This window comes from Streptosporangium sp. NPDC049376 (assembly GCF_044466505.1).
Taxonomy (GTDB): domain Bacteria; phylum Actinomycetota; class Actinomycetes; order Streptosporangiales; family Streptosporangiaceae; genus Streptosporangium.
The window spans coordinates 210,480-230,484 of record NZ_JBITMT010000005.1 but is presented as its reverse complement, the minus strand read 5'-3'; the positions used below and the strand labels follow the sequence as shown (position 1 = coordinate 230,484).

At 70.9% G+C, this 20,005-nt stretch carries 19 protein-coding genes and 1 pseudogene; 7 read left to right on the top strand and 13 right to left on the bottom strand.

The window, feature by feature from the left end:
- Positions 1-178 precede the first annotated feature (178 nt).
- On the bottom strand, positions 179-538 hold the full coding sequence (locus ACIBVQ_RS16570) for a VOC family protein (RefSeq protein WP_352010459.1): 360 nt from the start codon (positions 536-538) through the stop codon (positions 179-181).
- A 169-nt stretch (positions 539-707) separates the two neighbouring features.
- Here ACIBVQ_RS16570 and secA2 point away from each other — a divergent pair, with 169 nt between their 5' ends.
- On the top strand, positions 708-2,918 hold the full coding sequence (gene secA2, locus ACIBVQ_RS16565; protein ID WP_399178281.1) for an accessory Sec system translocase SecA2: 2,211 nt from the start codon (positions 708-710) through the stop codon (positions 2,916-2,918).
- Between the two features lie 65 nt (positions 2,919-2,983).
- Positions 2,984-3,787 carry a helix-turn-helix transcriptional regulator gene (locus ACIBVQ_RS16560; protein ID WP_352010458.1) on the top strand — a complete coding sequence of 268 codons (804 nt, stop codon included), beginning with the start codon at positions 2,984-2,986 and terminating at the stop codon, positions 3,785-3,787.
- Positions 3,788-3,849: 62 nt separating this feature from the next.
- Here the strand turns inward: ACIBVQ_RS16560 and ACIBVQ_RS16555 are convergent, their stop codons facing one another.
- Positions 3,850-4,332 carry a metallophosphoesterase family protein gene (locus ACIBVQ_RS16555; RefSeq protein WP_399178279.1) on the bottom strand — a complete coding sequence of 161 codons (483 nt, stop codon included), beginning with the start codon at positions 4,330-4,332 and terminating at the stop codon, positions 3,850-3,852.
- 81 nt (positions 4,333-4,413) lie between these two features.
- Between ACIBVQ_RS16555 and ACIBVQ_RS16550 the strand changes: the two are divergent.
- Positions 4,414-4,536: pseudogene (locus tag ACIBVQ_RS16550) on the top strand (hypothetical protein); the annotation flags it as partial.
- On the opposite strand, the gene ACIBVQ_RS16545 reads toward ACIBVQ_RS16550, so the two are convergent.
- The 11 genes from ACIBVQ_RS16545 to ACIBVQ_RS16495 form a co-directional block, all read right to left on the bottom strand.
- Positions 4,500-5,588 carry a glycosyltransferase gene (locus ACIBVQ_RS16545; RefSeq protein ID WP_399178277.1) on the bottom strand — a complete coding sequence of 363 codons (1,089 nt, stop codon included), beginning with the start codon at positions 5,586-5,588 and terminating at the stop codon, positions 4,500-4,502. The pseudogene ACIBVQ_RS16550 and the gene ACIBVQ_RS16545 overlap by 37 nt on opposite strands.
- Positions 5,585-6,577: an iron-containing redox enzyme family protein gene (locus ACIBVQ_RS16540; protein ID WP_399178275.1), complete on the bottom strand. Its 993-nt coding sequence runs from the start codon at positions 6,575-6,577 to the stop codon at positions 5,585-5,587. Before ACIBVQ_RS16540 ends, ACIBVQ_RS16545 begins: the two co-directional genes overlap by 4 nt.
- Positions 6,577-7,320 carry a class I SAM-dependent DNA methyltransferase gene (locus tag ACIBVQ_RS16535; RefSeq protein ID WP_399178273.1) on the bottom strand — a complete coding sequence of 248 codons (744 nt, stop codon included), beginning with the start codon at positions 7,318-7,320 and terminating at the stop codon, positions 6,577-6,579. Before ACIBVQ_RS16535 ends, ACIBVQ_RS16540 begins: the two co-directional genes overlap by 1 nt.
- Positions 7,321-7,431: 111 nt before the next feature.
- Positions 7,432-9,708, bottom strand: coding sequence for a catalase (locus ACIBVQ_RS16530; protein ID WP_399178271.1), 2,277 nt, complete (start codon positions 9,706-9,708; stop codon positions 7,432-7,434).
- A gap of 196 nt (positions 9,709-9,904) precedes the next feature.
- On the bottom strand, positions 9,905-10,807 hold the full coding sequence (locus ACIBVQ_RS16525; protein ID WP_399178269.1) for an aliphatic sulfonate ABC transporter substrate-binding protein: 903 nt from the start codon (positions 10,805-10,807) through the stop codon (positions 9,905-9,907).
- Complete coding sequence (locus ACIBVQ_RS16520; protein WP_399178267.1) at positions 10,804-11,955, bottom strand: LLM class flavin-dependent oxidoreductase; 1,152 nt, start codon at positions 11,953-11,955, stop codon at positions 10,804-10,806. Before ACIBVQ_RS16520 ends, ACIBVQ_RS16525 begins: the two co-directional genes overlap by 4 nt.
- Positions 11,945-12,913: an LLM class flavin-dependent oxidoreductase gene (locus ACIBVQ_RS16515; RefSeq protein WP_362773860.1), complete on the bottom strand. Its 969-nt coding sequence runs from the start codon at positions 12,911-12,913 to the stop codon at positions 11,945-11,947. Before ACIBVQ_RS16515 ends, ACIBVQ_RS16520 begins: the two co-directional genes overlap by 11 nt.
- A complete protein-coding gene (locus ACIBVQ_RS16510) occupies positions 12,910-13,998 on the bottom strand; it encodes an ABC transporter substrate-binding protein (protein ID WP_352010449.1) in 1,089 nt (362 codons plus the stop codon). The genes ACIBVQ_RS16515 and ACIBVQ_RS16510 overlap by 4 nt, the downstream gene beginning before the upstream one ends.
- Before the next feature lie 29 nt (positions 13,999-14,027).
- Positions 14,028-14,732: an ABC transporter ATP-binding protein gene (locus ACIBVQ_RS16505; RefSeq protein WP_386187047.1), complete on the bottom strand. Its 705-nt coding sequence runs from the start codon at positions 14,730-14,732 to the stop codon at positions 14,028-14,030.
- The gene (locus tag ACIBVQ_RS16500; RefSeq protein ID WP_352010447.1) at positions 14,729-15,571 is read right to left on the bottom strand and encodes an ABC transporter permease; all 843 of its coding nucleotides are present in this window, start codon (positions 15,569-15,571) and stop codon (positions 14,729-14,731) included. The genes ACIBVQ_RS16505 and ACIBVQ_RS16500 overlap by 4 nt, the downstream gene beginning before the upstream one ends.
- Positions 15,568-16,614, bottom strand: a complete 1,047-nt coding sequence (locus ACIBVQ_RS16495; RefSeq protein WP_399178264.1) for an ABC transporter substrate-binding protein — start codon at positions 16,612-16,614, stop codon at positions 15,568-15,570. Before ACIBVQ_RS16495 ends, ACIBVQ_RS16500 begins: the two co-directional genes overlap by 4 nt.
- A 449-nt stretch (positions 16,615-17,063) precedes the next feature.
- Between ACIBVQ_RS16495 and ACIBVQ_RS16490 the strand changes: the two genes are divergently transcribed.
- From ACIBVQ_RS16490 to ACIBVQ_RS16475, 4 genes are all read left to right on the top strand, one after another.
- On the top strand, positions 17,064-18,146 hold the full coding sequence (locus tag ACIBVQ_RS16490; protein WP_399178262.1) for an ADP-ribosylglycohydrolase family protein: 1,083 nt from the start codon (positions 17,064-17,066) through the stop codon (positions 18,144-18,146).
- Between the two features lie 151 nt (positions 18,147-18,297).
- Positions 18,298-18,567 carry a hypothetical protein gene (locus tag ACIBVQ_RS16485; protein WP_399178260.1) on the top strand — a complete coding sequence of 90 codons (270 nt, stop codon included), beginning with the start codon at positions 18,298-18,300 and terminating at the stop codon, positions 18,565-18,567.
- Positions 18,560-19,171, top strand: a complete 612-nt coding sequence (locus ACIBVQ_RS16480) for a DUF6879 family protein (protein ID WP_399178259.1) — start codon at positions 18,560-18,562, stop codon at positions 19,169-19,171. The genes ACIBVQ_RS16485 and ACIBVQ_RS16480 overlap by 8 nt, the downstream gene beginning before the upstream one ends.
- Positions 19,171-19,959 (top strand): DUF6082 family protein, encoded by a 789-nt coding sequence (locus tag ACIBVQ_RS16475; protein ID WP_362909255.1) that lies wholly within the window; start codon positions 19,171-19,173, stop codon positions 19,957-19,959. Before ACIBVQ_RS16480 ends, ACIBVQ_RS16475 begins: the two co-directional genes overlap by 1 nt.
- The last annotated feature ends 46 nt before the right edge of the window (positions 19,960-20,005 follow it).

The following is a 20,005-nucleotide window of genomic DNA, read 5'->3' as shown; positions in this document are numbered from 1 at the left end:
AAGGGCGGGTAAGGGGCCTCTCTCGTGCGCCAAGAGCGATTTTGGCCACAAAAATCCGCCCTAGTCAGCTTTTCTGCGGATTTTTTCGGTCCTGCACCGCCTTGTCCCCGCCCCTCCGGTACGGCGCCCGCCCCGGCCCCTCCTCCGCGAAGGCTCCGGAGCGGACCGCCCACCGGACCTACTGCTGGGGCGGGCAGACGCAGAACAGGTGGCCCTCCGGGTCGGCCAGGACGACCCAGTGCCCTCCCGGCTGGAAGTCCGGCCTGGTCGCCCCGAGCTCCAGGTAGTCCTTGACGGCCTGTTCCACGTCGGGGACCCGTACGTCCAGATGGAACTGCTTGTCCGGACCCGGCCAGACGGCGGGCGTGCGGTCGGGGTTGCGCTGGAAGTAGATGGTCATCGTGCCGTCGCCGACGGCGGCGTAGTCGTCCTCGGCGTACTGGACCTCGCAACCGAAGACCGCCGCGTAGAACTCCGCGAGCTTCCTGGGCTCCGCGCAGTCGATGTTCACGGCGATGAGCTGAGCGATCGTTGTCATGCAGCCCATCGTCACGCCCATACCTGTCAGCTCATGTCAGGATTGCGAAATCCTTTCCCGAACGCGCCGTTCCGCCCTCGGGCTACACGATGATCCGTTCGGTCGGTACGGTGAGGCTCGTTGTGAACCTCGTTGGAACGTGAACCCGGGGACGGGCGTTGGAGGAGACGTGGCCTCGATAACTCAGCGCATCAGACGGCTCCTCGAACGTCCCGGGTCGATCGATCTGGCCCCCTTCGAGCGGATCGTCGCCGCGGCGGGAAAAAGGGAGGATCGGGTTCGCGAACTCGACGAGCTGCCCGAGCCCTCGCTCGACGACCTGACCGAGTTCTGCGCCATCGTCCGGGAGGCCGCACGGCGGACCCTGGGGCTGCGGCCGTACGACGTGCAGCTGGTCGGCATGCTCGCCATGCTCTCCGGCAACGTCGCCGAGATGGCCACCGGCGAGGGCAAGACCCTGTCGGGGGCGATGGCCGCCGCCGGATACGCCCTGCAGGGCAAGCGCGTCCACGTGATCTCGGTCAACGACTACCTGGCCCAGCGCGACGCCGAGTGGATGGGCCCGCTGTACGAGACGCTGGGCGTCTCGGTCGGCTGGATCGGCCAGACCTCGACGCACGAGGAGCGCAGGGACGCCTACGCCAAGGACGTGACCTACGGCCCGGTCAGTGAGATCGGCTTCGACGTGCTGCGCGACCGCACCCGCGTCGACGCGGCCGACCTGATCATGCCCGACCCCGAGGTCGCGCTGGTCGACGAGGCCGACTCGGTGCTGGTCGACGAGGCCAGGGTGCCGCTGGTTCTCGCCGGGGCCACCGACCCGGGCAACGCGGTCCCGGAGATGGCGGCGCTGGTCCGCCAGCTCGTCAGGGGTTACCACTACGAGCTCGACGACCAGGCGCGCAACGTGCACCTGACGAGCAAGGGCATCGACACCGTCGAGCAGGCGCTCGGGATCGACCTCTACGACACCCCGGCCACGCTGACCGAGGTCAACCTCGCCCTGCACGCGCACGCCCTGCTGGCCAAGGACGTCGACTACATCATCCGCGACGGCAAGGTGCACCTGATCAACCCGTCCCGGGGCCGGGTCGCGCTGCTGCAGCGCTGGCCGGACGGCCTGCAGGCGGCGGTCGAGGCCAAGGAGGCGCTGCCGCCCTCGGCGACCGGCGAGATCCTCGACTCGATCACCGTGCAGGGCCTGATCACCCGCTATCCGCAGCGGTGCGGCATGACCGGGACCGCGGTCGCGGTCGGCGACCAGCTCCGTGAGTTCTACGACCTCAAGGTCGCCGTGGTTCCCCCCAACCGGCCCTGCGTGCGGACCGACGCCCCCGACCGGCTCTTCGAGTACCGGATGGACAAGGACCGCGCCCTGGTCGAGGAGATCGTCGAGGTGCACGCGACCGGGCGGCCGATCCTGATCGGCACCCTGGACGTCGCCGAGTCCGAGCGCCTCTCGCTGACCCTGAGCGGCCGCGGCCTGGAGTGCGTGGTCCTCAACGCGAAGAACGACGCCGAGGAGGCCTCGATCATCGCGAAGGCCGGTGAGCGTGGCTCCATCACGGTCTCCACCCAGATGGCCGGGCGCGGCACCGACATCCGCCTCGGTGAGGGCGTCGAGGAGCTCGGCGGGCTGTACGTCATCGGTTCCGGGCGGCAGACCAGCAGCCGCCTGGACGACCAGCTCCGCGGCCGGGCCGGGCGGCAGGGCGACCCCGGCGGCTCGGTCTTCTTCGTCAGCGGCGAGGACGAACTGATCACCCACTACGTGGCCGACGAGTACGCCAGGGGCGTGCCCGACCACAGTCTCGTCGGCCACGCCCAGCGGGTCGCCGAGGGGGTGGACATGGAGATCCACCGCAACACCTGGCGCTACACCCGGCTGCTCGAACAGCACCGGGGCCAGGTGCTCGAACTCCGCGGCAAGGTCCTGCACGGCGACTCCGCGGCCCAGGCGCTGGCCTCCGCCGCCCCCGAGCGATGGTCCTCCCTTGAGGAGACGGTCGGGGAGGAGGTGCTGAAGGAGGCCGCCAGGCAGATCGTCCTCTTCCACCTCGACCGTTCGTGGGCCGACCACCTGGCCTACCTCGCCGAGCTGCGCGAGGGCATCCACCTGCGCGCGCTCGGCCGCCTCAGCCCGATCGACGAGTTCAACAAGGAGGCCAAGCCCGCCTACGAGCGGATGCTCGCCGAGGTCGAGTCGCGTTCGATCGAGACGTTCGAGGCGGCCACGATCACCGCCGACGGTCTCGACCACGAGGAGGCGGGCATCAAACGGCCGACCGCCACCTGGACCTACCTCGTCCAGGAGAACCCCTTCGGCACCGAGTGGGAGCGCATCCTCAACCGTCTGGTCACCAAGGTCCGCCGCCGCTGACACGCTTCTCCCCCGGGGGCAGTGGGTAATGGTTTTGCCAACATGCCCCCGATATCGTGTTAATTGTGACCACCACCAGCGTGTCCCGCCCAGTCGGTGAACTGCTGCGCCAGTGGCGGGAACGACGGCGGATGAGCCAGATGGACCTCGCCCTCCAGGCCGAGATCTCCACCAGGCACCTGAGCTTCGTGGAGACCGGCCGCTCGAAACCGAGCCGGGAGATGATCCTGCGCCTGGCCGAGGAGCTCGACCTGCCGCTGCGCGAGCGCAACCACCTGCTGCTGTCCGGGGGGTTCGCGCCGGTCTACTCGGAGACACCGCTCAGCTCTCCGGAGATGGCCTCGGTGCGCGAGGCCCTCGGCCAGGTGCTGAGCGGGCACGAGCCGTACCCCGCGGTGGTCGTCGACCAGCGCTGGAACGTGGTCGACCGCAACTCCGCGACCGGGCTGCTGCTGCGCGGCGTGGCCCCGGAGCTGCTCGTCCCGCCGGTCAACGTGCTGCGGCTGAGCCTGCATCCCAAGGGGATGTCCCAGCGGATCATCAACCTGGGCGAGTGGCGGGCCCACCTGCTGCACCGGTTACGCCGTCAGATCAGCCTCACCGCCGACCCGGAGCTCGGCGCCCTCTGGCGGGAGCTGGACGACTACCCCTGCGACCAGCCGGTGCCCGAGATCGACCGGCCGGGCCCCGGTCACATCGTGATCCCGCTCAGGATCCGCAGGGGCTACCGCGAACTCGCCTTCTTCAGCACGATGGCCACCTTCGGCACGCCGCTCGACATCACGGTCGCCGAGCTGGCCATCGAGGCCTACTTCCCCGCCAACCCGGAGACGGCCGCCTACCTGCAACATCAGCACCACCCGGACTGACTCCGCGATCACGGCCCACGACCCCGCAGGCCGGGTGCCGCGGCCCCCGGGGACCGTGGCTCTCAGGTGACGGGGGCGATCTCGGCGTCGACGAGACGGCCGTCCTCGATCCGCAGGAGGCCCACGGTGCCGTGGGGCTGGCGCCGCCGGTCGGTGGGCGAGCCGGGGTTGAAGACGCGGAAGCCGCCCTCGCTCTCGTCGAACGGGATGTGGGAGTGACCGAAGACGACGAGGTCGGCGGTGGGAAACCGGCGGCGCATCCGGGCGATCCGCCCCTTGGCCGCGCCGCTGTCGTGGATCATCGCGACCCGCAGTCCGCCGAGGTCGAGTTCGAGCGTCTCCGGCGCCCGTACGTCCGGCCCGTCGTTGTTGCCCTTGACCACGTGGACCGGGGCGTAGGCGGCCAGCTCGTCCAGGACCCCGGGGACGCAGACGTCTCCCGCGTGCAGGATCAGGTCCGCGCCGCGCAAGTGCTCCGCCACCCGTGGCGGGCAGGACTTCCAGCGCCGGGGCGCGTGCGTGTCAGCGAGGACGACCACCTTCACGCCACACCCCTTCCCCCTCTCACCCGCTTCCACCGCCGGAGGGCGGCGTTTTCCGCCCACCTCGCCGGGCACAAACCCACCATGAGTCACAAAACGGACTATCCCGCCATAATCACTCCATGTGAGGACGGGCCGCTGCTGCTCCGGGGGACGTTCACGCTGACGACTCAGGATGGAGAGGTCATCGACCCCGGCCGGGCGACGGTGGCGCTGTGCCGCTGCGGGCGTTCCTCGGCCAAGCCGTTCTGCGACGGCTCGCACAAGTCCACCGGGTTCCGGGCCACGAGCGAACCCGACCTCTGAGCGCGTTCCCCGAGCCCGCGAACCGGATGCGCGGCGGTCAGCATCCGGTGCCCCGCGTAGGGGATCCCGCCGCAGAGGAACCGGGCCACCAGAGCGAGCCAGCTGCAGACGGCCCGTTCCAGCACCCACACCGGGGCGAACAACGAGGCGGTGAAGGGGAAGACCCGCCGGCCACCCGCCCGGCGGCGGCCGATCTCCGCCACCCCCACGCAGACGGCGGCTCCTGTCAGCACCGCCCCGTACCTGCGTCGCAGCAGGGCGACGGCCGACACCGGCAGCACGGCCAGAAAGAACAGCATCCGGGGCGGCTGCGCCAGGTCGTCGTAGGCCTGCCGTAGGCGCTGGGACCAGAACCTCCCGGCGGAGGGCGGCAGACGGCGGACGTAGAGGTCGTGCGCGCGGTGTTCGCGCCCGCCGTTGGCGCGGACCGTGCGGATGAGCTCCAGATTCTCGAACAGCACGTCCCCGTCGTAGCCGCCCATCTTCAGGAAGGCCGACCGGCGCACCCCGAAGGTGCCCGGGTAGTCGGCGCCGAAGCCACGGTTGAGCAGCATGCGGGCGGTGTCCCAGCGGGCGTGCCAGGGCAGCGGGTCGAAGTGGTTCTGCGGCCTGACCAGGTCGGCCGTCTCCAGCAGGGTGTCCATCCTGGCCAGTTCCGCCGCGCCGTAACGGACGTCGTCGTCGGCGATGACCACGTGCTCGGCGCGGGCCAGGCGCATCCCGGTGATCACCCCGTTGACCTTGCCGTTGGCGAAGCGGAGGTCGGCGTCGGGCCGCACGTGCAGGACGAGGCCGTTCCAGCGGGCGGCGTGCCGGTCGAAGAGCGCGGGCGGGGAGCCGTCGACGACGATGACGCGGACCCGGCTCCCCAGCCACCGCAGGTAGCCGGTCAGCTCCGTCAGGCCCGAGTCGTCCTCCCAGCGCAGCGGCAGCACGTAGTCCAGGTCCGTCACGGACTCCCCACCGCCAGGCTCGCCTCGCGCAGCGACGTGGTCCCCCGGGTCCAGCGGTCCAGGACGTGCTCGGCGAAGAGGCGGTCGAGGGTCAGGGCGCAGGCGGCGCCGTACAGTATGTCGCCGGTCAGGGCGGGTTCGGTGGCGGCCAGCCCGCCGCACATGTCGTGCGCGGCGATCTGCTCGTGTACGGCGTCGGCCAGCACGTGCTCGTCGTAGAAGCGGCAGGCCGTCGCGTCGCCGCCCAGTCTCCGCAGGCCCCGGCCGTACCTGAGGTTGGGCAGCGAGGAGGTCATCTCGAAGACCGCCAGGTGCCCGAGCAGGGCTCCCCGGCGCGCGCGGTGCAGGCCGAACAGCGACATGAGGTTGACGGTCGCCAGCGTGATCGCCGGCACCCGGTCGAGGTAGGCGCCGTAGGAGTCGTCCAGGTCCAGCCCGCGCATCGTGGCCCGGAACAGCTCCGAGTGCATCCGCTCCCGGCGGCCTCCGCCGTACTCGTCGGCCTGGATCTCCGCCAGGGCCGCCTTGGCGCGGCCGCACAGCCGGGGCAACGCCCAGGTGTGCGGGTCGGCCTCCTTCAGGTGGTAGATCGAGCGGTGGACGACGAACTCCCTGAACTGGTCCGGACCGGCCTTCCTCTCCAGGAACGCCGCGAGCGGCGGCCCCTCCGCCTCGGCGACCAGATCGGTCAGGGCACGGCAGACCCGCTCCGGCTCCCCGGCCGTGGGGGGCGGTACGGCCCGCGCGAGCCACTCCTCGAAGCGCCGTTCCAGCGTCCGCCTGACCGCCAGCAGCGACGGCTCCCACTCCCAGGCGTCGTCGACCTCCTCGAACCCCTGGTAGTGCAGCTCGTAACAGGTGAAGAGCGCGAGCTGCAGGTCCTCGTCGTCCTCCACGCCGAGGGACGGCGGATCGAACGGGTGGGGCGGGCGGGTGAGCCGTTCGAAGAGCACCGTGGTGACGGGGCCTCGCGGCGCGGGCAGACGCATCACGGCCTCCCTGGGGACGAGCGGTAGACCGAGACGTGCGAGCGGCTGTCGTCGGTGTAGGGAGAGCCGTCCCAGCCGGCCCAGCGGTGCTCACGTTCCAGGCCGGCGAGCAGCCCCATCAGGTCGAGCTCTGCGGGCCAGGCGTAGCGGTGGTTGGCGGGCAGCAACCTCAGTCCGTCGGAGGTCAGGTTGACCTTCGTCGTGTACATCATCTGGTCGGCGGCCGACAGCCGCGCCGCCTCGACCAGCACCCTCTCCTCGCTCAGCGACAGCAGACGCAACGCCGTGCCGTCCCTGAACGCCCCGGGATCGGGGACCCACGCCTCGACCACGAACCGGCCCCCCGGGCGCAGGTGGGCGGCCGCGTTGCGGAAGCAGGCGACCTGCGCCTCCTGCGAGGGCAACGCGAAGATCGTGTTGATCGCCAGGACGACCAGGCCGAACTCGCCCTCGACCCGGGTCGTGGCGAAGTCTCCCAGCGTCACCGGGACACGGTCGCCGCCGGGCTTGGCACGTAACCGCCGCACCATCTCCGCCGAGCCGTCCACGCCCGCGACGACCAGTCCTCGCGCCGTGAGCGGCAGCGCCAGCCGTCCCGTGCCGACGCCGAACTCCAGGACCGGCCCCCCGTCGGCGAGTTCCGCCAGCCGGTTCACCGCGGACTCGGTGTCGGGAATGGTCGTCCCGTAGACGCCGTCGTAGACATCGGCGACGGCACGGCCGTACGCGGACGGGTCGAACATCTGCGCCATGAAACCCCCGTTCCCTCGCCTAGGGGCTGCCCCCTCTTTGACCTGGGAAAACGACAGACCGGACCTCGGGGTCCCCAAGGTCCGGCCTCGTGGCGTGGCGGATCAGACGGGTTCGACCGGGACAGGGAAGCGTTCCCAGACCCGGTGCCCGCCCAGCAGGCGGACGACCTCCGCCAGCACCGCCTCGCCGCCGTCCCCGACGACCACGCCGGGCGCCGCCGGATCGATCCCGGCGGCGGTGAGCGCCTGTACGGCGTCCGCCCAGCCGCCGATCGGCTTGGCGTGCCGGAACGCCTCACCGAGCATGAGCAGCACCCGCGGGTCGGTGGGCGCCCCCGCGGTGCCGTTCCCGGCCTTGGCGTCCCTGGCGCCGTCCGCGTCCTTGCCCCGCGCCGGGGTTCCGGCCAGCAGCAGGGCGTCGAACTCGACGGACCTGGCGGTGACGAACGTGCGCTGCACCGTTACGGGGCCGTCGCCGTCCGCGCCGAGCACGCCACCGGCCGGGGCGATGACCAGCGGTACCATGCCGCCGTCCAGGACCGCCCTGCGGACGGCCTCGACCGTCGCCAGGTCGCCGTGGCCGTCGGCGACGATGCCGATGATCCGGCCGGTGGTCGGCCAGGTCCTGCCCACCTGGGACAGGGCCGGGCTCGGATCGACGGCCGGCAGGGAGTTGACCGGTTTCGGAACGGGCAGGCCGAGGCCCTGCGCCACCTGCTCGCACAGGTAGGGGTCGATCTCGGCGAGAACACGCAGGTTGCGCTCCTTGATCGCCTGCTCGTAGACCTTGCCGAGTTCGAAGGTGTAGGCGGCGATGACGTGCTCGCGTTCGACCGGGCTCAGGCTCAGCCAGAACAGGCGAGGCTGGCTGAAGTGGTCGGCGAACGACGCCGGAGCCTCACGCACCTTCCGTGCCGCGGCCACCCGAACGGGCGTCTCCACGTATCCCCCCTCGTGCGCCCCCGCGAAGAAGGGGCAGCCGCCGTCCAGCGAGTTCGGCTTGTACGGCGCCACGCCCGCGTGCACGGCGTCCTGGTGGAAGCCGTCGCGCAGCATGTCGTTGACGGGGGCGTGCGTGCGGTTGATCGGGATCTGCCCGAAGTTGGGACCGCCCAGGCGGGTGATCTGCGTGTCCAAGTAGGAGAACAGCCGCCCGGCGAGCAGCGGGTCGTCGGTGACGTCGATGCCGGGCACCAGGTGACCGACGTGGAAGGCGACCTGTTCGGTCTCGGCGAAGTAGTTCACCGGGTTGGCGTTGAGGGTGAGCAGGCCGATCGGCTGGACCGGCGCCAGTTCCTCAGGGACGATCTTCGTCGGGTCCAGCAGGTCGATGCCCTCGAACGTCTGCTCCGGGGTGTCGGGGAAGACCTGGATGCCCAGCTCCCACTGCGGGTGGGCACCGGCCTCGATCGCGTCGGCGAGGTCACGCCGGTGGAAGTCCGGGTCGGCGCCGCCGATCAGCTGCGCCTCCTCCCACACCAGGGAGTGCACTCCGGCCTTGGGCTTCCAGTGGAACTTCACCAGCGTCGTCGCCCCCTCCGCGTCGACCAGCCGGAAGGTGTGGACGCCGAAACCCTCCATGGTCCGGTAGGAGCGGGGGATGCCGCGGTCGGACATGTTCCACAGCGTGTGGTGGGTGGCCTCGGTGTGCAGGGAGACGAAGTCCCAGAACGTGTCGTGCGCGCTCTGCGCCTGGGGGATCTCCCGGTCCGGATGCGGCTTGGCCGCGTGGATGACGTCGGGGAACTTGATCGCGTCCTGGATGAAGAACACCGGGATGTTGTTGCCGACCAGGTCGAAGACGCCCTCGTCGGTGTAGAACTTCGTGGCGAAGCCCCGGGTGTCGCGCACCGTGTCGGCCGAGCCCCTCGATCCGAGGACCGTGGAGAACCGCACGAAGACCGGCGTCTCGACGTCCTTGGCGAGGAAGGCGGCCCTGGTCACCGAGGCCGCGGTGCCGTACGACCGGAAGACGCCGTGCGCGGCGGCGCCGCGGGCGTGCACGACGCGCTCGGGGATGCGCTCGTGGTCGAAGTGCATGACCTTCTCGCGCAGGTGGTGGTCCTGCAGCAGCACCGGCCCTCGGGGACCGGCCTTGAGCGAGTGGTCGGTGTCGGCCAGGCGCAGCCCCTGGGCCGTGGTGAGGCGGTCACCGCCCTGTGCCCGCTCCTCGGGCGTCACGTCCTCTTCCTGTCCGGTGGGGCTGTACGGGTCGGGGCCGCGCTGGTCGGGCTTGGGCCTGAGCGGCCCCCTGGGCTCGGTCGGCTCGTCAACCGACGGCGGCTCGCTTCCCGGGCGGCCGGGAATCTCCGCAGAATGGTCCGACAGTTTGTCAGCTATCTTGTCAATGACACCCTTGACCGGGTTGGACTTCTCCATCGTTCTCTCCTTGAGCTGCGGTGGCGGTTCCTCGGGTGAGGACCGGGCGCCGGTCGGGCCGCGGAGACCCGGTGGCGGTACGCCATACCCCTGTTCGGGTGCTCAAAGCGACGACACTCGGGAAGACGGAAAAATCCTGACAGAACCATTCAGGGAAAGGCCCCTCCGAGTTCTCGGAGGGGCCTTTCCCCTGCTGTCACCGGAGCAGCTTGGCGATCTCCGGGTCGACGGCGTCCGCGACGGTGATCTTCCGGTCGATGAGGCCGTTGGCGTGGAAGAGGTCGGCGGCGCGCTGCTGCTCGGCGACGAACTCCTCGGTCACCGGGTGCAGCCCGAAGGGACGCTTGCGCAGGGCGTTCTCCCAGTGGTCGAGGTCACCGCCGTCGTCGGCGGCGAACAGCCCGGCCGCCTCACGATGGTTCTCGGTGATCCAGGCGTCGGACTCCTGCAGTGCCGCGACGATCGCGGCGAGCTGCTCGGGGTGCTTCTCGGCGAAGTCACGCCGGGTGAACCAGAGCGAACGGTGGCTGAACAGCCCGTCGGTGGCGACCAGCTCACGGACCGGCGCCTGCGCCTCGACCGTGCTGAGCGAGGGGTAGGAGCCGACCCAGGCGTCGACCTCCCCGTTGAGGAACAACTCGCCCGCGTCCACCCCGGCGTCGACGGGAACGATGTCCTTCCAGGTCAGCCCGGCCTTGTCGAGGGCGAACAGCAGCAACGTCGTCTGCCAGGAGCCGTGCCCGAGCGCGACCCTCCTACCCTTCAGGTCCGCAAGGGAGGTGATCGGGGAGTCCTCCTTCACCACCAGCCTGCCGTTCTCGTGGCGGGAGCCGGAGACGGCCACGTAGACCACGTCGTGGCCCTTGCCCTGGGCGGTGACCGGCGGCGTCGAACCGGTGCCGATGAAGTCGTAGCCGCCGTCGAAGAGGTGGTCGCCGTGGACCGAGGGCAGGCCCTTGGTCGGGTCCGTCCTGTCACCGGCCGGGAGGTCGCGCAGGTCGACCCACTCGACGTCGGGGATCGCGCGCTCCAGGATGCCCCGGTGACGCAGGACCCACAGCGAGTTGTTGTGCGGGAAGTAGCCGACGCGGACGCTCATGAGGGTGTTCCTTCCAGTAGGGGTGATGCGACGCGGAGGTCGTGGCCACGCAGCAGCGGCAGAACGTTCTCGCCGACGCGGTAGGCCTCCTCCAGATGGGGCACGCCGGCGAGGATGAACGCGCCGACGCCAAGATTGATCAGTTCGTCTAGCCGTTCCGCGACCTGCTCGTAGCTGCCGACGAGCCCGAAGGCGGGCCCGCCCCGCAGCAGGTGGAAGCCGCCCCACACGTTGGGGGTGACCTCAAGGTCGCGGTGGCCGTTGACCGCGCCGGTGACGAACGACTGGCTGCGCTGCCAGCCGATGGAGTCGCCGGTCGCGCCGCGGAGCACCGACGGGTCGATGTTGTCCCAGCCTCTGCGGATCTCCTCCCAGGCCTCCTCCTCGGTCTCGCGGGCGAGCACGTCGATGCGGACGGCGAACTTGGGTGTGCGGTCGCTGTTGGCCCTGACCTGGTCGAACTTCTCGCGCAACGCGTGGAAGGGCTCCAGCCACGACAGGTAGTGGTCCGCGTGCCGCCCGGCGGCGTCGATGGCCGCCTTCGACGACCCGGAGAAGTAGATCTCGGGGAACGGCTGCCCGGTCAGCTCCTCGGGCAGCCCGGCGCCCCTGACCCGGTAGAAACGCCCCTCGAAGTCGTACGGCCCGCCGTCCCAGACGCCCCTGAGCACGTCGAGGAACTCCGAGGTCCGCGCGTAGCGGTCGTCGTGGGCGACCTTGTCGCCCCACCAGAGCTGGTCGGGGCCGCCGCCACCGGAGATGACGTTGTAGACGACCCGCCCGCCCGTCGCGCGCTGGAGGCTCGCCGACATGCGCGCGGCCTGCACCGGGTGGAGGAAGCCCGGCTGGAAGGCGATCATGAACCGGTAGGTCGTCGTCTCCCTGGCCAGCGTCGCCGCCGTCGCCCACGGGTCGTCGGTGTTGGGGAAGGAGGGCAGCAGCCCGCCGACGAAGCCGGAGACCTCGGAGGCCCTGGCGACGTCCCCCATGTGCTCGACGTAGCTGTAGCCGTCACGCCGCCCGTCCCGCACTCCCGGGGCCAGGCTGCCCGGCACGACCGGGGCCCACTCCCCCCGGCTGGCGACCCTCCTGCGCAGCGAGGGCTGGTCGCCGTGCGTGCCGATCCGCCAGTAGATGTCAACGGACATGGCTGTTCTCCTTGACCAGCAGCGGCAGCAGCCGCTCCCCGAGCCGATAGGTCTCCTCGACGTACGGCGTCGCCTCAAGGACGAAGGCGCCGATCCCCCGGTCCGCGTAGTCCCTGATCCCGGCCGCCACGCTCTCGTAGGAGCCGACGAGGCCGGGGCCGGGGAAGCCGTTCCACAGCCGGGTCTGCGGGTCGGGTTCGGGCAGGGTGTCCTCGGTGCCGCCGCCGCGCAGCCACAGGCGGCGTGCCGCCCGCCAGGCCTCGGCGTCGTCGTCGCGGGCCAGCACCGGGAGGCGCAGGCCGTAGGTGACGCCCTGGAGGCCGGAGGCCTCGAAGTCGTCGCCGGGGTCGAAGACGTGCACGTCGGCGTGGCGCGCGGACAGTTCGAGGGCCTGCGGAGAGGTCCCCGACAGGTGGACCCTGGGGAAGGCCCTGCCGGCGAGCGGCGACAGGAAGCCTCCGGCGAGCACCTGGTAGAAGCGTCCCTCGTAGCCGTAGCCCTCCTGCGTCCAGACCCCCTTGGCGACGGTGAGGAACTCCTCGGCCCGCGCGTAGCGGTCCGCCCCTTCGAGGAAGTCGCCCTGCGCCCTGGCGACCTCGGGGTCAAGGTCGACGACGACCCGCCAGTCGAGCCGGTCGCCGGAGAAGCGCTGCAGCGAGGCCGAGACCTTGGCTGCGTAGACGGGGGTCGCGACGCCGGGGTGGAACCCGGCGGCGACCCGCAGCCAGCGGCTCTGCCTGAGCAGGCTCCCCGCGGCGACCAGCGACTCCTCTCCCCGGGGGTCGAAGGGCAGCAACGCGCCGTCGAAGGCCGCCAGCTCCGCGGCCCTGCCCGCCTGCAGCAGGTGGTCGAACGGGCCGAAGGGCGCCCTGGGGTCGGTGACGAAACCCGGCAGGTCGGCCCTGGCCCCGCGCCCGCCGTTGTCGCGGGTCGGCAGTGTGATCAGGAACGTGGTCATCGGACCGCCAGCCGTTCCCCGATGAACGCGCCGCCGAACCGGGCCGTCACCTCGCCGGGCGCGTCCGTCCAAAGGCCGTCGGAGCGCCGCCCGGCGAGCAGTTCCCGCGCCGCGGCCAGTGGCTCGTGGGCCGTCCAGGCGTCGAGGTCGACGTCGGCGGCGAGGAAGCCGTGCAGCAGCAGGAAGTCCTTCTGCCGCCCCAGCAGCGTGAGCCGCTCCGGCGACAGGTCCGGGTGGAGGCCACGGTGGAAGTCGCCCCGGTAGGCGGTGGCGACGCCGTCCGCCTCCGAGCGGGTCTCCGCGGCCAGGATGCCGCGTACGGCCTCCAGGTTGTCCGCCGCCCAGTCCGCGGCCCGCAGCGTCTGGGCCAGGAAGGCGACGACCAGGTCCGGGTGCTCGGCGAGCAGGTCCTCGTGCACGGTGATGGGCCTGGGGGTGCCGTTGTTGACGCGGGTACGGCGGTCCTCCGCGGCGTCCAGGTCGACGGCGACGACGGCGCCGATCTCCCTGGCCTGGTCGGCGGAGCGGGCGCCCTTGACGTAGATCGCGTCGACCTCGCCCGCGGCCAGTTCCTCGATGCCCGGCCAGGACCAGGCCCGTTCCGCGGCGCCCCGCCCGACGTCGGACCTCGGCTGGCCGACCTCGACGAACGTCACGTCGTCGAAGCCGAGCCCGGCCTGGGACAGCGCCCCCTTGAACCCGTGCAGCGCCATCGCCCTGGGGAAGCTCCTGGCGCGCGTCTCGGCCCACCTCGGCAGCGCGACGCGGGCGCCGCGCAGCCCGGCCGCGTCGGTGATCCCCGAGTCGGGGCGGACCAGGATCGACTGCCACTCCTCGATCCAGGTCAGCCCGATCAGGCGGGTCGGGGCCCCCTCTGAGCGGGCGGCCAGCGCGGGAACGTTCCCGCCCTCCCGGAACAGCCCGAGGAGCCGGTGGTCGAAGTGGTGTTCCGACAGCTCGGGGCCCGCGTCCTGCAGGACGCCGACCTCGCCGAACTCCTCGTCGAGCCAGCCCAGGTTGTAGGCCAGCCCGCTCGCGGTGGGAACCGGGCAACGGGTGAACCAGATCTTGTCGATCGCGGACATGCGAGTCCTCCGTACTGTTCTTCGGGTGGTCAGTGCGCGGCGGCGGCGACGCCGAGATGGGACAGGAACAGCCGCCGGTGGGCGATGAACGCCGGGTCGTTGCGGTCACGCGGATGGGGCAGGTCGATCGGCTGCTCGACCGCGAAGGCGCCGTCCCGCAGCACCACGACCCGGTCCGCCAGCCGTACGGCCTCGTCGACGTCGTGGGTGACGAGCACGACGGCGGGCCGGTGCCGTTCGCACAGTTCCGCGACCAGCTCCTGCATCTGCAGGCGGGTCAGCGCGTCGAGCGCGGCGAACGGCTCGTCGAGCAGCAGCAGCTCCGGGTCGCGGACCAGGGCCCTGGCCAGGGCGACCCGCTGCGCCTCCCCGCCGGACAGGGTCGCGGGCCACGCCCCGCCGTACCCGGCGAGGCCGACCTCCTCAAGCGCGGCGAGCCCGGCCTCGCGCGCCGACCTGGGCAGCCCGAGGACGACGTTGGCGAGCACTCTGCGGGCCTGGACCAGGCGCGGCTCCTGGTAGACGGTCGTACGGCGCCGCGGCGCCAGGACGGTTCCCGAGTCGGGGAGTTCGAGACCGGCCAGGATGCGCAGCAGCGTGGTCTTTCCCGTGCCGCTCGGCCCGAGCAGGACGAAGAACTCCCCCCGCCCGATCTCCAGGTCGATCCCGTCCAGGACGGTCTTGGCGCCGAAGGCCTTGCGCAGCCCCCTGATGTCCACGGCGGTGGCGCTCATCGGGCCGTCACCTGCCCGCGCCAGGGCATGGCGACCCGTTCGACGGCCCGGATGACCAGGTCGATCAGCAGGCCCAGCACGGCGTAGATCACGACGCACAGGACCATGTAGTCGGTGCGGTAGTACTGCTGGGCGAGCGTGACGAGGTAGCCGATCCCCTCGGTCGCGCCGATCTGCTCGGCCGCGATCAAGCCGGTGAGCGAGACCGAGAGGCACACGCGCAGGGCCATCAGGACGCTGGGCAGGGCGGTCGGGATGATCACGCCGAAGGCGAGTCCCGCCCCGGTGAGCCCGAAGCCCCTGGCGGCCTCGACGACCTTCCGGTCCACGCCGCGGACGCCGAGATAGGTGTAGGCGTACATGGGGCCGGCCGCGGCGACCGCGATCAGGACCACCTTGAACGTCTCCTCGACGCCGAACCAGGAGATGAACAGTGGGACCAGGGCCAGGAACGGCACGGCCCGCTTCATCTGCATGGTCGGATCGACCAGTTCCTCCCCCAGGACGGACAGTCCGGCGACCACGCCGAGCAGGAGGCCGACGCCCCCACCGGCCAGCACGCCGAGCCCGGCCCGCCGCGCGGAGGCGAGCAGGTAGTCGCCGAGCTGCCCGGTGGCGGCCAGCTCGCCGAGCGCCCCGACGACGGCTCCCGGTCCGGCGAGGATCTCCGGGGAGATGAGGCCACCGGCCGTGCCGTACCACCAGGCGGCCAGCAGCACCAGCGGGACCAGCAGGCGCAGCGGGACGGACAGCCCGGGGGCGCGTCTGCGGGAGCCCAGGTAGCGGGGCGGTTCGAGCGGGGACAGCCGTGTGGCCGTGGGGATCTTCTCCAGCGTCATGACGCGGGCTTGAGGTCGAAGATCACGGCTTTGGGGTCGATCGCGCCCGGCAGCACGCCGTACCTCTGGAAGACCGAGGCCACGTCGGCCACGTAGGAGGCGTCGGCGGGGGTGGCGAAGCGCGGCACGTTGGCGTACCGGGACTTGGCGTTCTCCTCCTCAAGGCGGGCGCCGGACAGAGCGGTCGGTCCCTGGGTGAGGAAGACGTTCTGGAATTTGCCCGGGTCGCGCCTGGCCTCCTCGGTGAGCTCCTGCAGGACCTTGAGGTAGACCCGGACGACCTCGGGGTGCTCGGTGAGCAGTTCGGTCCTGGCGGCCTGCATGTTCAGGTCCTTGTCCGGCAGGTCACGGCCGTGCACGACGACCCGCGCCCCCTTGGCGACCGCCTCGGGGTAGGCCCGCACGATCGCCCACCAGGCGTCGACCTTGCCGGTGGCGAAGGCGGAGGCGCCCTGGTCGGGGTTGAGGTAGACCCGTTTGACCTGGTCGGCGGGGATCCCGGCCTCCTGGAGGGCGAGCAGCAGGAGATACTCCCCGCGTCCGCCCTTGTTGACGGCGACCTGCTTGCCGACCAGGTCCTTGACGGTCCTGACGGGGCTGTCCGGCCTGACGACGAGGCCGTCGGTCTGCGGCGCGGCGGCGTCGGTCTCCGGGTCGGTGAAGGCGAAGATCTTGATGTCCTTGCTGCTGACGAGGTAGCCGAGGACCGGGGAGATCGCCCCTTCGAGCACGTTGATCGAGCCGGAGCGGACGGCGTCCACGGTGGCCGTGAAGGAGGCGTAGGAGCCGCCCCACTCCACCTTCGCCCCGACCTCGGCCAGCCGCCTCTCCAGGATTCCCTCCTTCTTGGCCACCGCCAGCGGTCCCGCGTTGCCCGGGTCCTTGATCCTGAGTACGGCTCCGCCGTCCTTGCCCGCCGGGTTCCCGGCGGCCGCGACCGCCGTACCTCCCGAGCCGGTTCCCCCACAGGCGGCGGTGAGGGCGGTGAGTGACAGCGCCGCGAGCACGAGCGCGGCGCGCGTCCGTGGAGGAGATGTCCGCATGATGACTGGCCCCTTTGGAAGGTCGAGAAGACGAGAAAGGTCGGGATATGGGAGACACACGTGTCCGGCGCACGGGAACGACGGCCCTCGGACATACGGGCGCGGGCGCACGGAGACGGGAGGAGGAGAGGTCGACAGGCTCAACGTGGAGGACGGAGCGCGTCACGGACAGAGGCTGCTGTCCAGGCGCATGAGATCGACGACCCGCCGGAGGGTCAGGGGTACTCGCGACACATTTCCTATATTTCAGGTAGGTTTAATCCACGTCAACCTGTATCCCACATCATGGGATCGGAAATGTCATGACTTCCAGCCTCCTGATGCCAGGATCTCGATCATCAAGGCACGGAGGCCACATCATGGGAAGCCAAGCTCCCGCCAGGCCGGAGGCATCGGCCGAGGTCAGCGGAGAGCCCGTAGAGTTACGGGCCCATGGGAGCAGGAGGATCATGACCGTGCGACGTTCCACCGACGACCTCGCCGACCACCGCAGCCGCGTGCGGGGCAGCCTGCTCGGCGGTGCCCTGGGTGACGCGCTCGGCGCGCCCGTCGAGTTCGACTCGATCACCGACATCCGGGGCCGGTACGGCTTCGCGGGGGTGACCGGCCTGGTCCCCGACCACCGCGGCAGGATCGGCCTGGTCACCGACGACACGCAGATGACGCTGTTCACCGTCGAGGGCCTGATCCGCGGCGGAGACGTCCCCGCCGTACGGCACGCCTACCTGCGCTGGCTGGACACCCAGCGGTACCCGGCGCCCCAGCGGGACCGGCCACACGGAACGGGCCGGCTGCGGGAGCAGGGCTGGCTCTACGCGCGGCGGGCCCCGGGCAACGCGTGCCTGTCCGGCCTCGCGTACGGCCCCGCGACCCCGGCGCCCTTCGGCGAGCCGGGGCCGGTCAACCCCGGCTCGAAGGGCTGCGGCACGGTCATGCGCTCGGCCCCCTTCGGGTACGGCGCGCCGGACGCCCGGCACGCCTTCGAACTCGCGGCCCGGTGCGCGCAGATCACCCACGGCCATCCGACCGGCTATCTCGCGGCGGGCGCCTTCGCCGCCATGATCCATCTCGTGCTGGCCGGTGAGCCGCTGGCCCAGGCCGTACGGGGGGCCGCCGACCTGCTGACGGACTACCCCTCCCACGAGGAGACGAGCCTGGCCCTGCGCGCCGCCGTCCGCCTCGCCGCCCAGGGTGACCCGAGCCCGGAACGGGTCGAGTCGCTCGGCGGGGCCTGGGTCGCCGAGGAGGCGCTGGCCATCGCGGTCTACTGCGCGCTGGCCCACCCCTGGCCGGGCGAACTGCGGCAGGCGCTGCTGCTCGCGGTCAACCACTCCGGCGACAGCGACTCGACCGGCGCCGTCTGCGGAAACCTCCTGGGCGCCCTGCACGGGCAGCGGGCCCTGCCCGCCGACTGGCTCACCGACCTCGAAGGCCGCGAGACCATCACCGAAATCGCCGACGACTTCGCGGCCTGGACGGCCGGGGAGCCCCCGATGAACGACTCCTGGGCGGAGCGGTATCCCCTCGACTGAGAGGGTCGCCCGAAAAAAGCCATCCATCTTACCCATCCGGCGGGATTTCTGCCGGGCCGTCAGGAAAAGCCATCGGCGAGGTCCATTGCGAGCCCGAATGGATCATGTGAAACTCGGGGGACGTTGGGGAGATCGACGAATCGAGGGCATCATGCCTCGTCCTTGGGAGGCCGATCCGCGCGCCGAGCTACGCAGGCGCCTCGGCAGTTCACCGCTGGAACTCGGCAACACGACCGCGAGCCCGGACTGCCCGGACATCTGGGAACTCTCCAACGGGGACATCGCCGTGATCGGCCGCGACCTCACCGAGGCCTACCTGAACCGGCTCCCCGAAGGGGTGAGCCTCTCGCGTGACGAGCGCCTCGTGGTGATTCCCCGGAACCAGCTCATCTCCGCAAAACGGGATATACCAGATGATTGATGATATAAGCACATATAAAGCGGAGACCCTGAGCGCAGAAGAGTATATTTCGGATTTCTGGCCATATTTTCAGGAGATCGAAGGGGTTTTCTGGAAGCTCGAATACCGCCAGTCGTTCCGGGAGCCACGCAACCCCAGCTGGCAGGCCCTGGACCGGGGAGACTGGGACGAGGCGCTGCGCATCATCGACGAGACCCGTGACGAGATCCAGGGTCCCGTCCTCGACGCGCCCGGGTTCCCGATGCGCCGCCTGCGTGTCGTGCGGCGGCCGTACACGCCCTATCTGCGCTGGGAGCTGTACTTCATCCGGCTGAGGGCACAGGCGGGAGAACTCATCCGCGTCCTGGACGCCGGGGAGCTGGGCGAGGGCCGCGACCTGCCCGAGCTGGTCATCCTGGGATCCTCGGTCATGTACGAGGTCGTCTACGACGAGGGCGGTACGCTCAGCGGCGCCCGTAAGATCGCCGACCCCGGTCTGATCGAGGCCTGCACGCGCGAACTTGAGGACCTCTACGCGCGCGGCGAGGACCTGCTGCCCTTCCTCGACCGGGAGCGTCAGGCGCTTCCCCCCCTGTTACCGACCACGGGCAGAAAGCTCGGGTAGTGCGCGGCGGCCCCCTGTTCAACCGACTCGCCGGAGGCGGGCGCCGCTTCCTTCTCGTCGCACTGCTCTTCCTTCTGGTTCTGGCGGTACCCGGTTTCGTGGTGATATCTCCCTTCTTCCTCACCCTGCTCAACGACCAGGGCGCCGACTGGAGCAGGCTGAGCGACATCGGCCAGACCTACGGGGCGGCCTCGGCCGTCCTGGCCGTCTTCGCCCTCATGGGGGTGACGGCCTCGCTGATCCTGCAGGCCCGCGAGGCCAAGGCGGGCCGCGAGCAGACGCTGCGCGCCCTGCACACCGACCTCATGCGGATGGCCATGGACGACCCGCTCTACCGGGCCTGCTGGGGGACGTTCTTCACCTCCCAGGACGCGGACGAGCAGCGCGCCCACATGTACGTCAACATGATCGTCAACCACTGGCTGATGATGTGGGAACTGCGCGCCATCACCGAGGCGCACCTACGGTCGGTCGCGGCGGTCGTGCTGGCCGGCCCCATGGGGTGGCGGTTCTGGACCGACGCCAGGAGACGCCGCCTGGTGAGCGCGGGCACCCGCAGGGAACGACGTTTCAACCGCATCCTCGACGAGGTCTACCGTACGGTCCCCGCCCCGGCCGCCCGCCGCCCCGAGCCTCCCAGACGGCCTTCCCGGTTCCCCCGGCTTCCCCGGCGTCGCCCGGACGCCCGTGCCGTACGGGGCGGGCTGCTGTTCCTCGCGCTGCTGGCCGCCGTGGCCTCCGCCGTACGGCGTCTCAGGGCGCCCCGCGCGCGACCGGATGACGTCTGAACATCCGGCACGAAGGACACAACCCGTCATTACGGCGATTCTCCGT

What these genes read in the sequence shown, in the direction of transcription:
- ACIBVQ_RS16570 (WP_352010459.1), bottom strand. Translation starts at nt 538, where the DNA reads ATGACAACGATCGCTCAGCTCATCGCCGTGAACATCGACTGCGCGGAG.
- ACIBVQ_RS16540 (WP_399178275.1), bottom strand. Translation starts at nt 6,577, where the DNA reads ATGCGTCTGCCCGCGCCGCGAGGCCCCGTCACCACGGTGCTCTTCGAA.
- ACIBVQ_RS16535 (WP_399178273.1), bottom strand. Translation starts at nt 7,320, where the DNA reads ATGTTCGACCCGTCCGCGTACGGCCGTGCCGTCGCCGATGTCTACGAC.
- ACIBVQ_RS16530 (WP_399178271.1), bottom strand. Translation starts at nt 9,708, where the DNA reads ATGGAGAAGTCCAACCCGGTCAAGGGTGTCATTGACAAGATAGCTGAC.
- ACIBVQ_RS16525 (WP_399178269.1), bottom strand. Translation starts at nt 10,807, where the DNA reads ATGAGCGTCCGCGTCGGCTACTTCCCGCACAACAACTCGCTGTGGGTC.
- ACIBVQ_RS16520 (WP_399178267.1), bottom strand. Translation starts at nt 11,955, where the DNA reads ATGTCCGTTGACATCTACTGGCGGATCGGCACGCACGGCGACCAGCCC.
- ACIBVQ_RS16515 (WP_362773860.1), bottom strand. Translation starts at nt 12,913, where the DNA reads ATGACCACGTTCCTGATCACACTGCCGACCCGCGACAACGGCGGGCGC.
- ACIBVQ_RS16510 (WP_352010449.1), bottom strand. Translation starts at nt 13,998, where the DNA reads ATGTCCGCGATCGACAAGATCTGGTTCACCCGTTGCCCGGTTCCCACC.
- ACIBVQ_RS16505 (WP_386187047.1), bottom strand. Translation starts at nt 14,732, where the DNA reads ATGAGCGCCACCGCCGTGGACATCAGGGGGCTGCGCAAGGCCTTCGGC.
- ACIBVQ_RS16500 (WP_352010447.1), bottom strand. Translation starts at nt 15,571, where the DNA reads ATGACGCTGGAGAAGATCCCCACGGCCACACGGCTGTCCCCGCTCGAA.
- ACIBVQ_RS16495 (WP_399178264.1), bottom strand. Translation starts at nt 16,614, where the DNA reads ATGCGGACATCTCCTCCACGGACGCGCGCCGCGCTCGTGCTCGCGGCG.
- ACIBVQ_RS16490 (WP_399178262.1), top strand. Translation starts at nt 17,064, where the DNA reads ATGACCGTGCGACGTTCCACCGACGACCTCGCCGACCACCGCAGCCGC.
- ACIBVQ_RS16485 (WP_399178260.1), top strand. Translation starts at nt 18,298, where the DNA reads ATGCCTCGTCCTTGGGAGGCCGATCCGCGCGCCGAGCTACGCAGGCGC.
- ACIBVQ_RS16480 (WP_399178259.1), top strand. Translation starts at nt 18,560, where the DNA reads ATGATTGATGATATAAGCACATATAAAGCGGAGACCCTGAGCGCAGAA.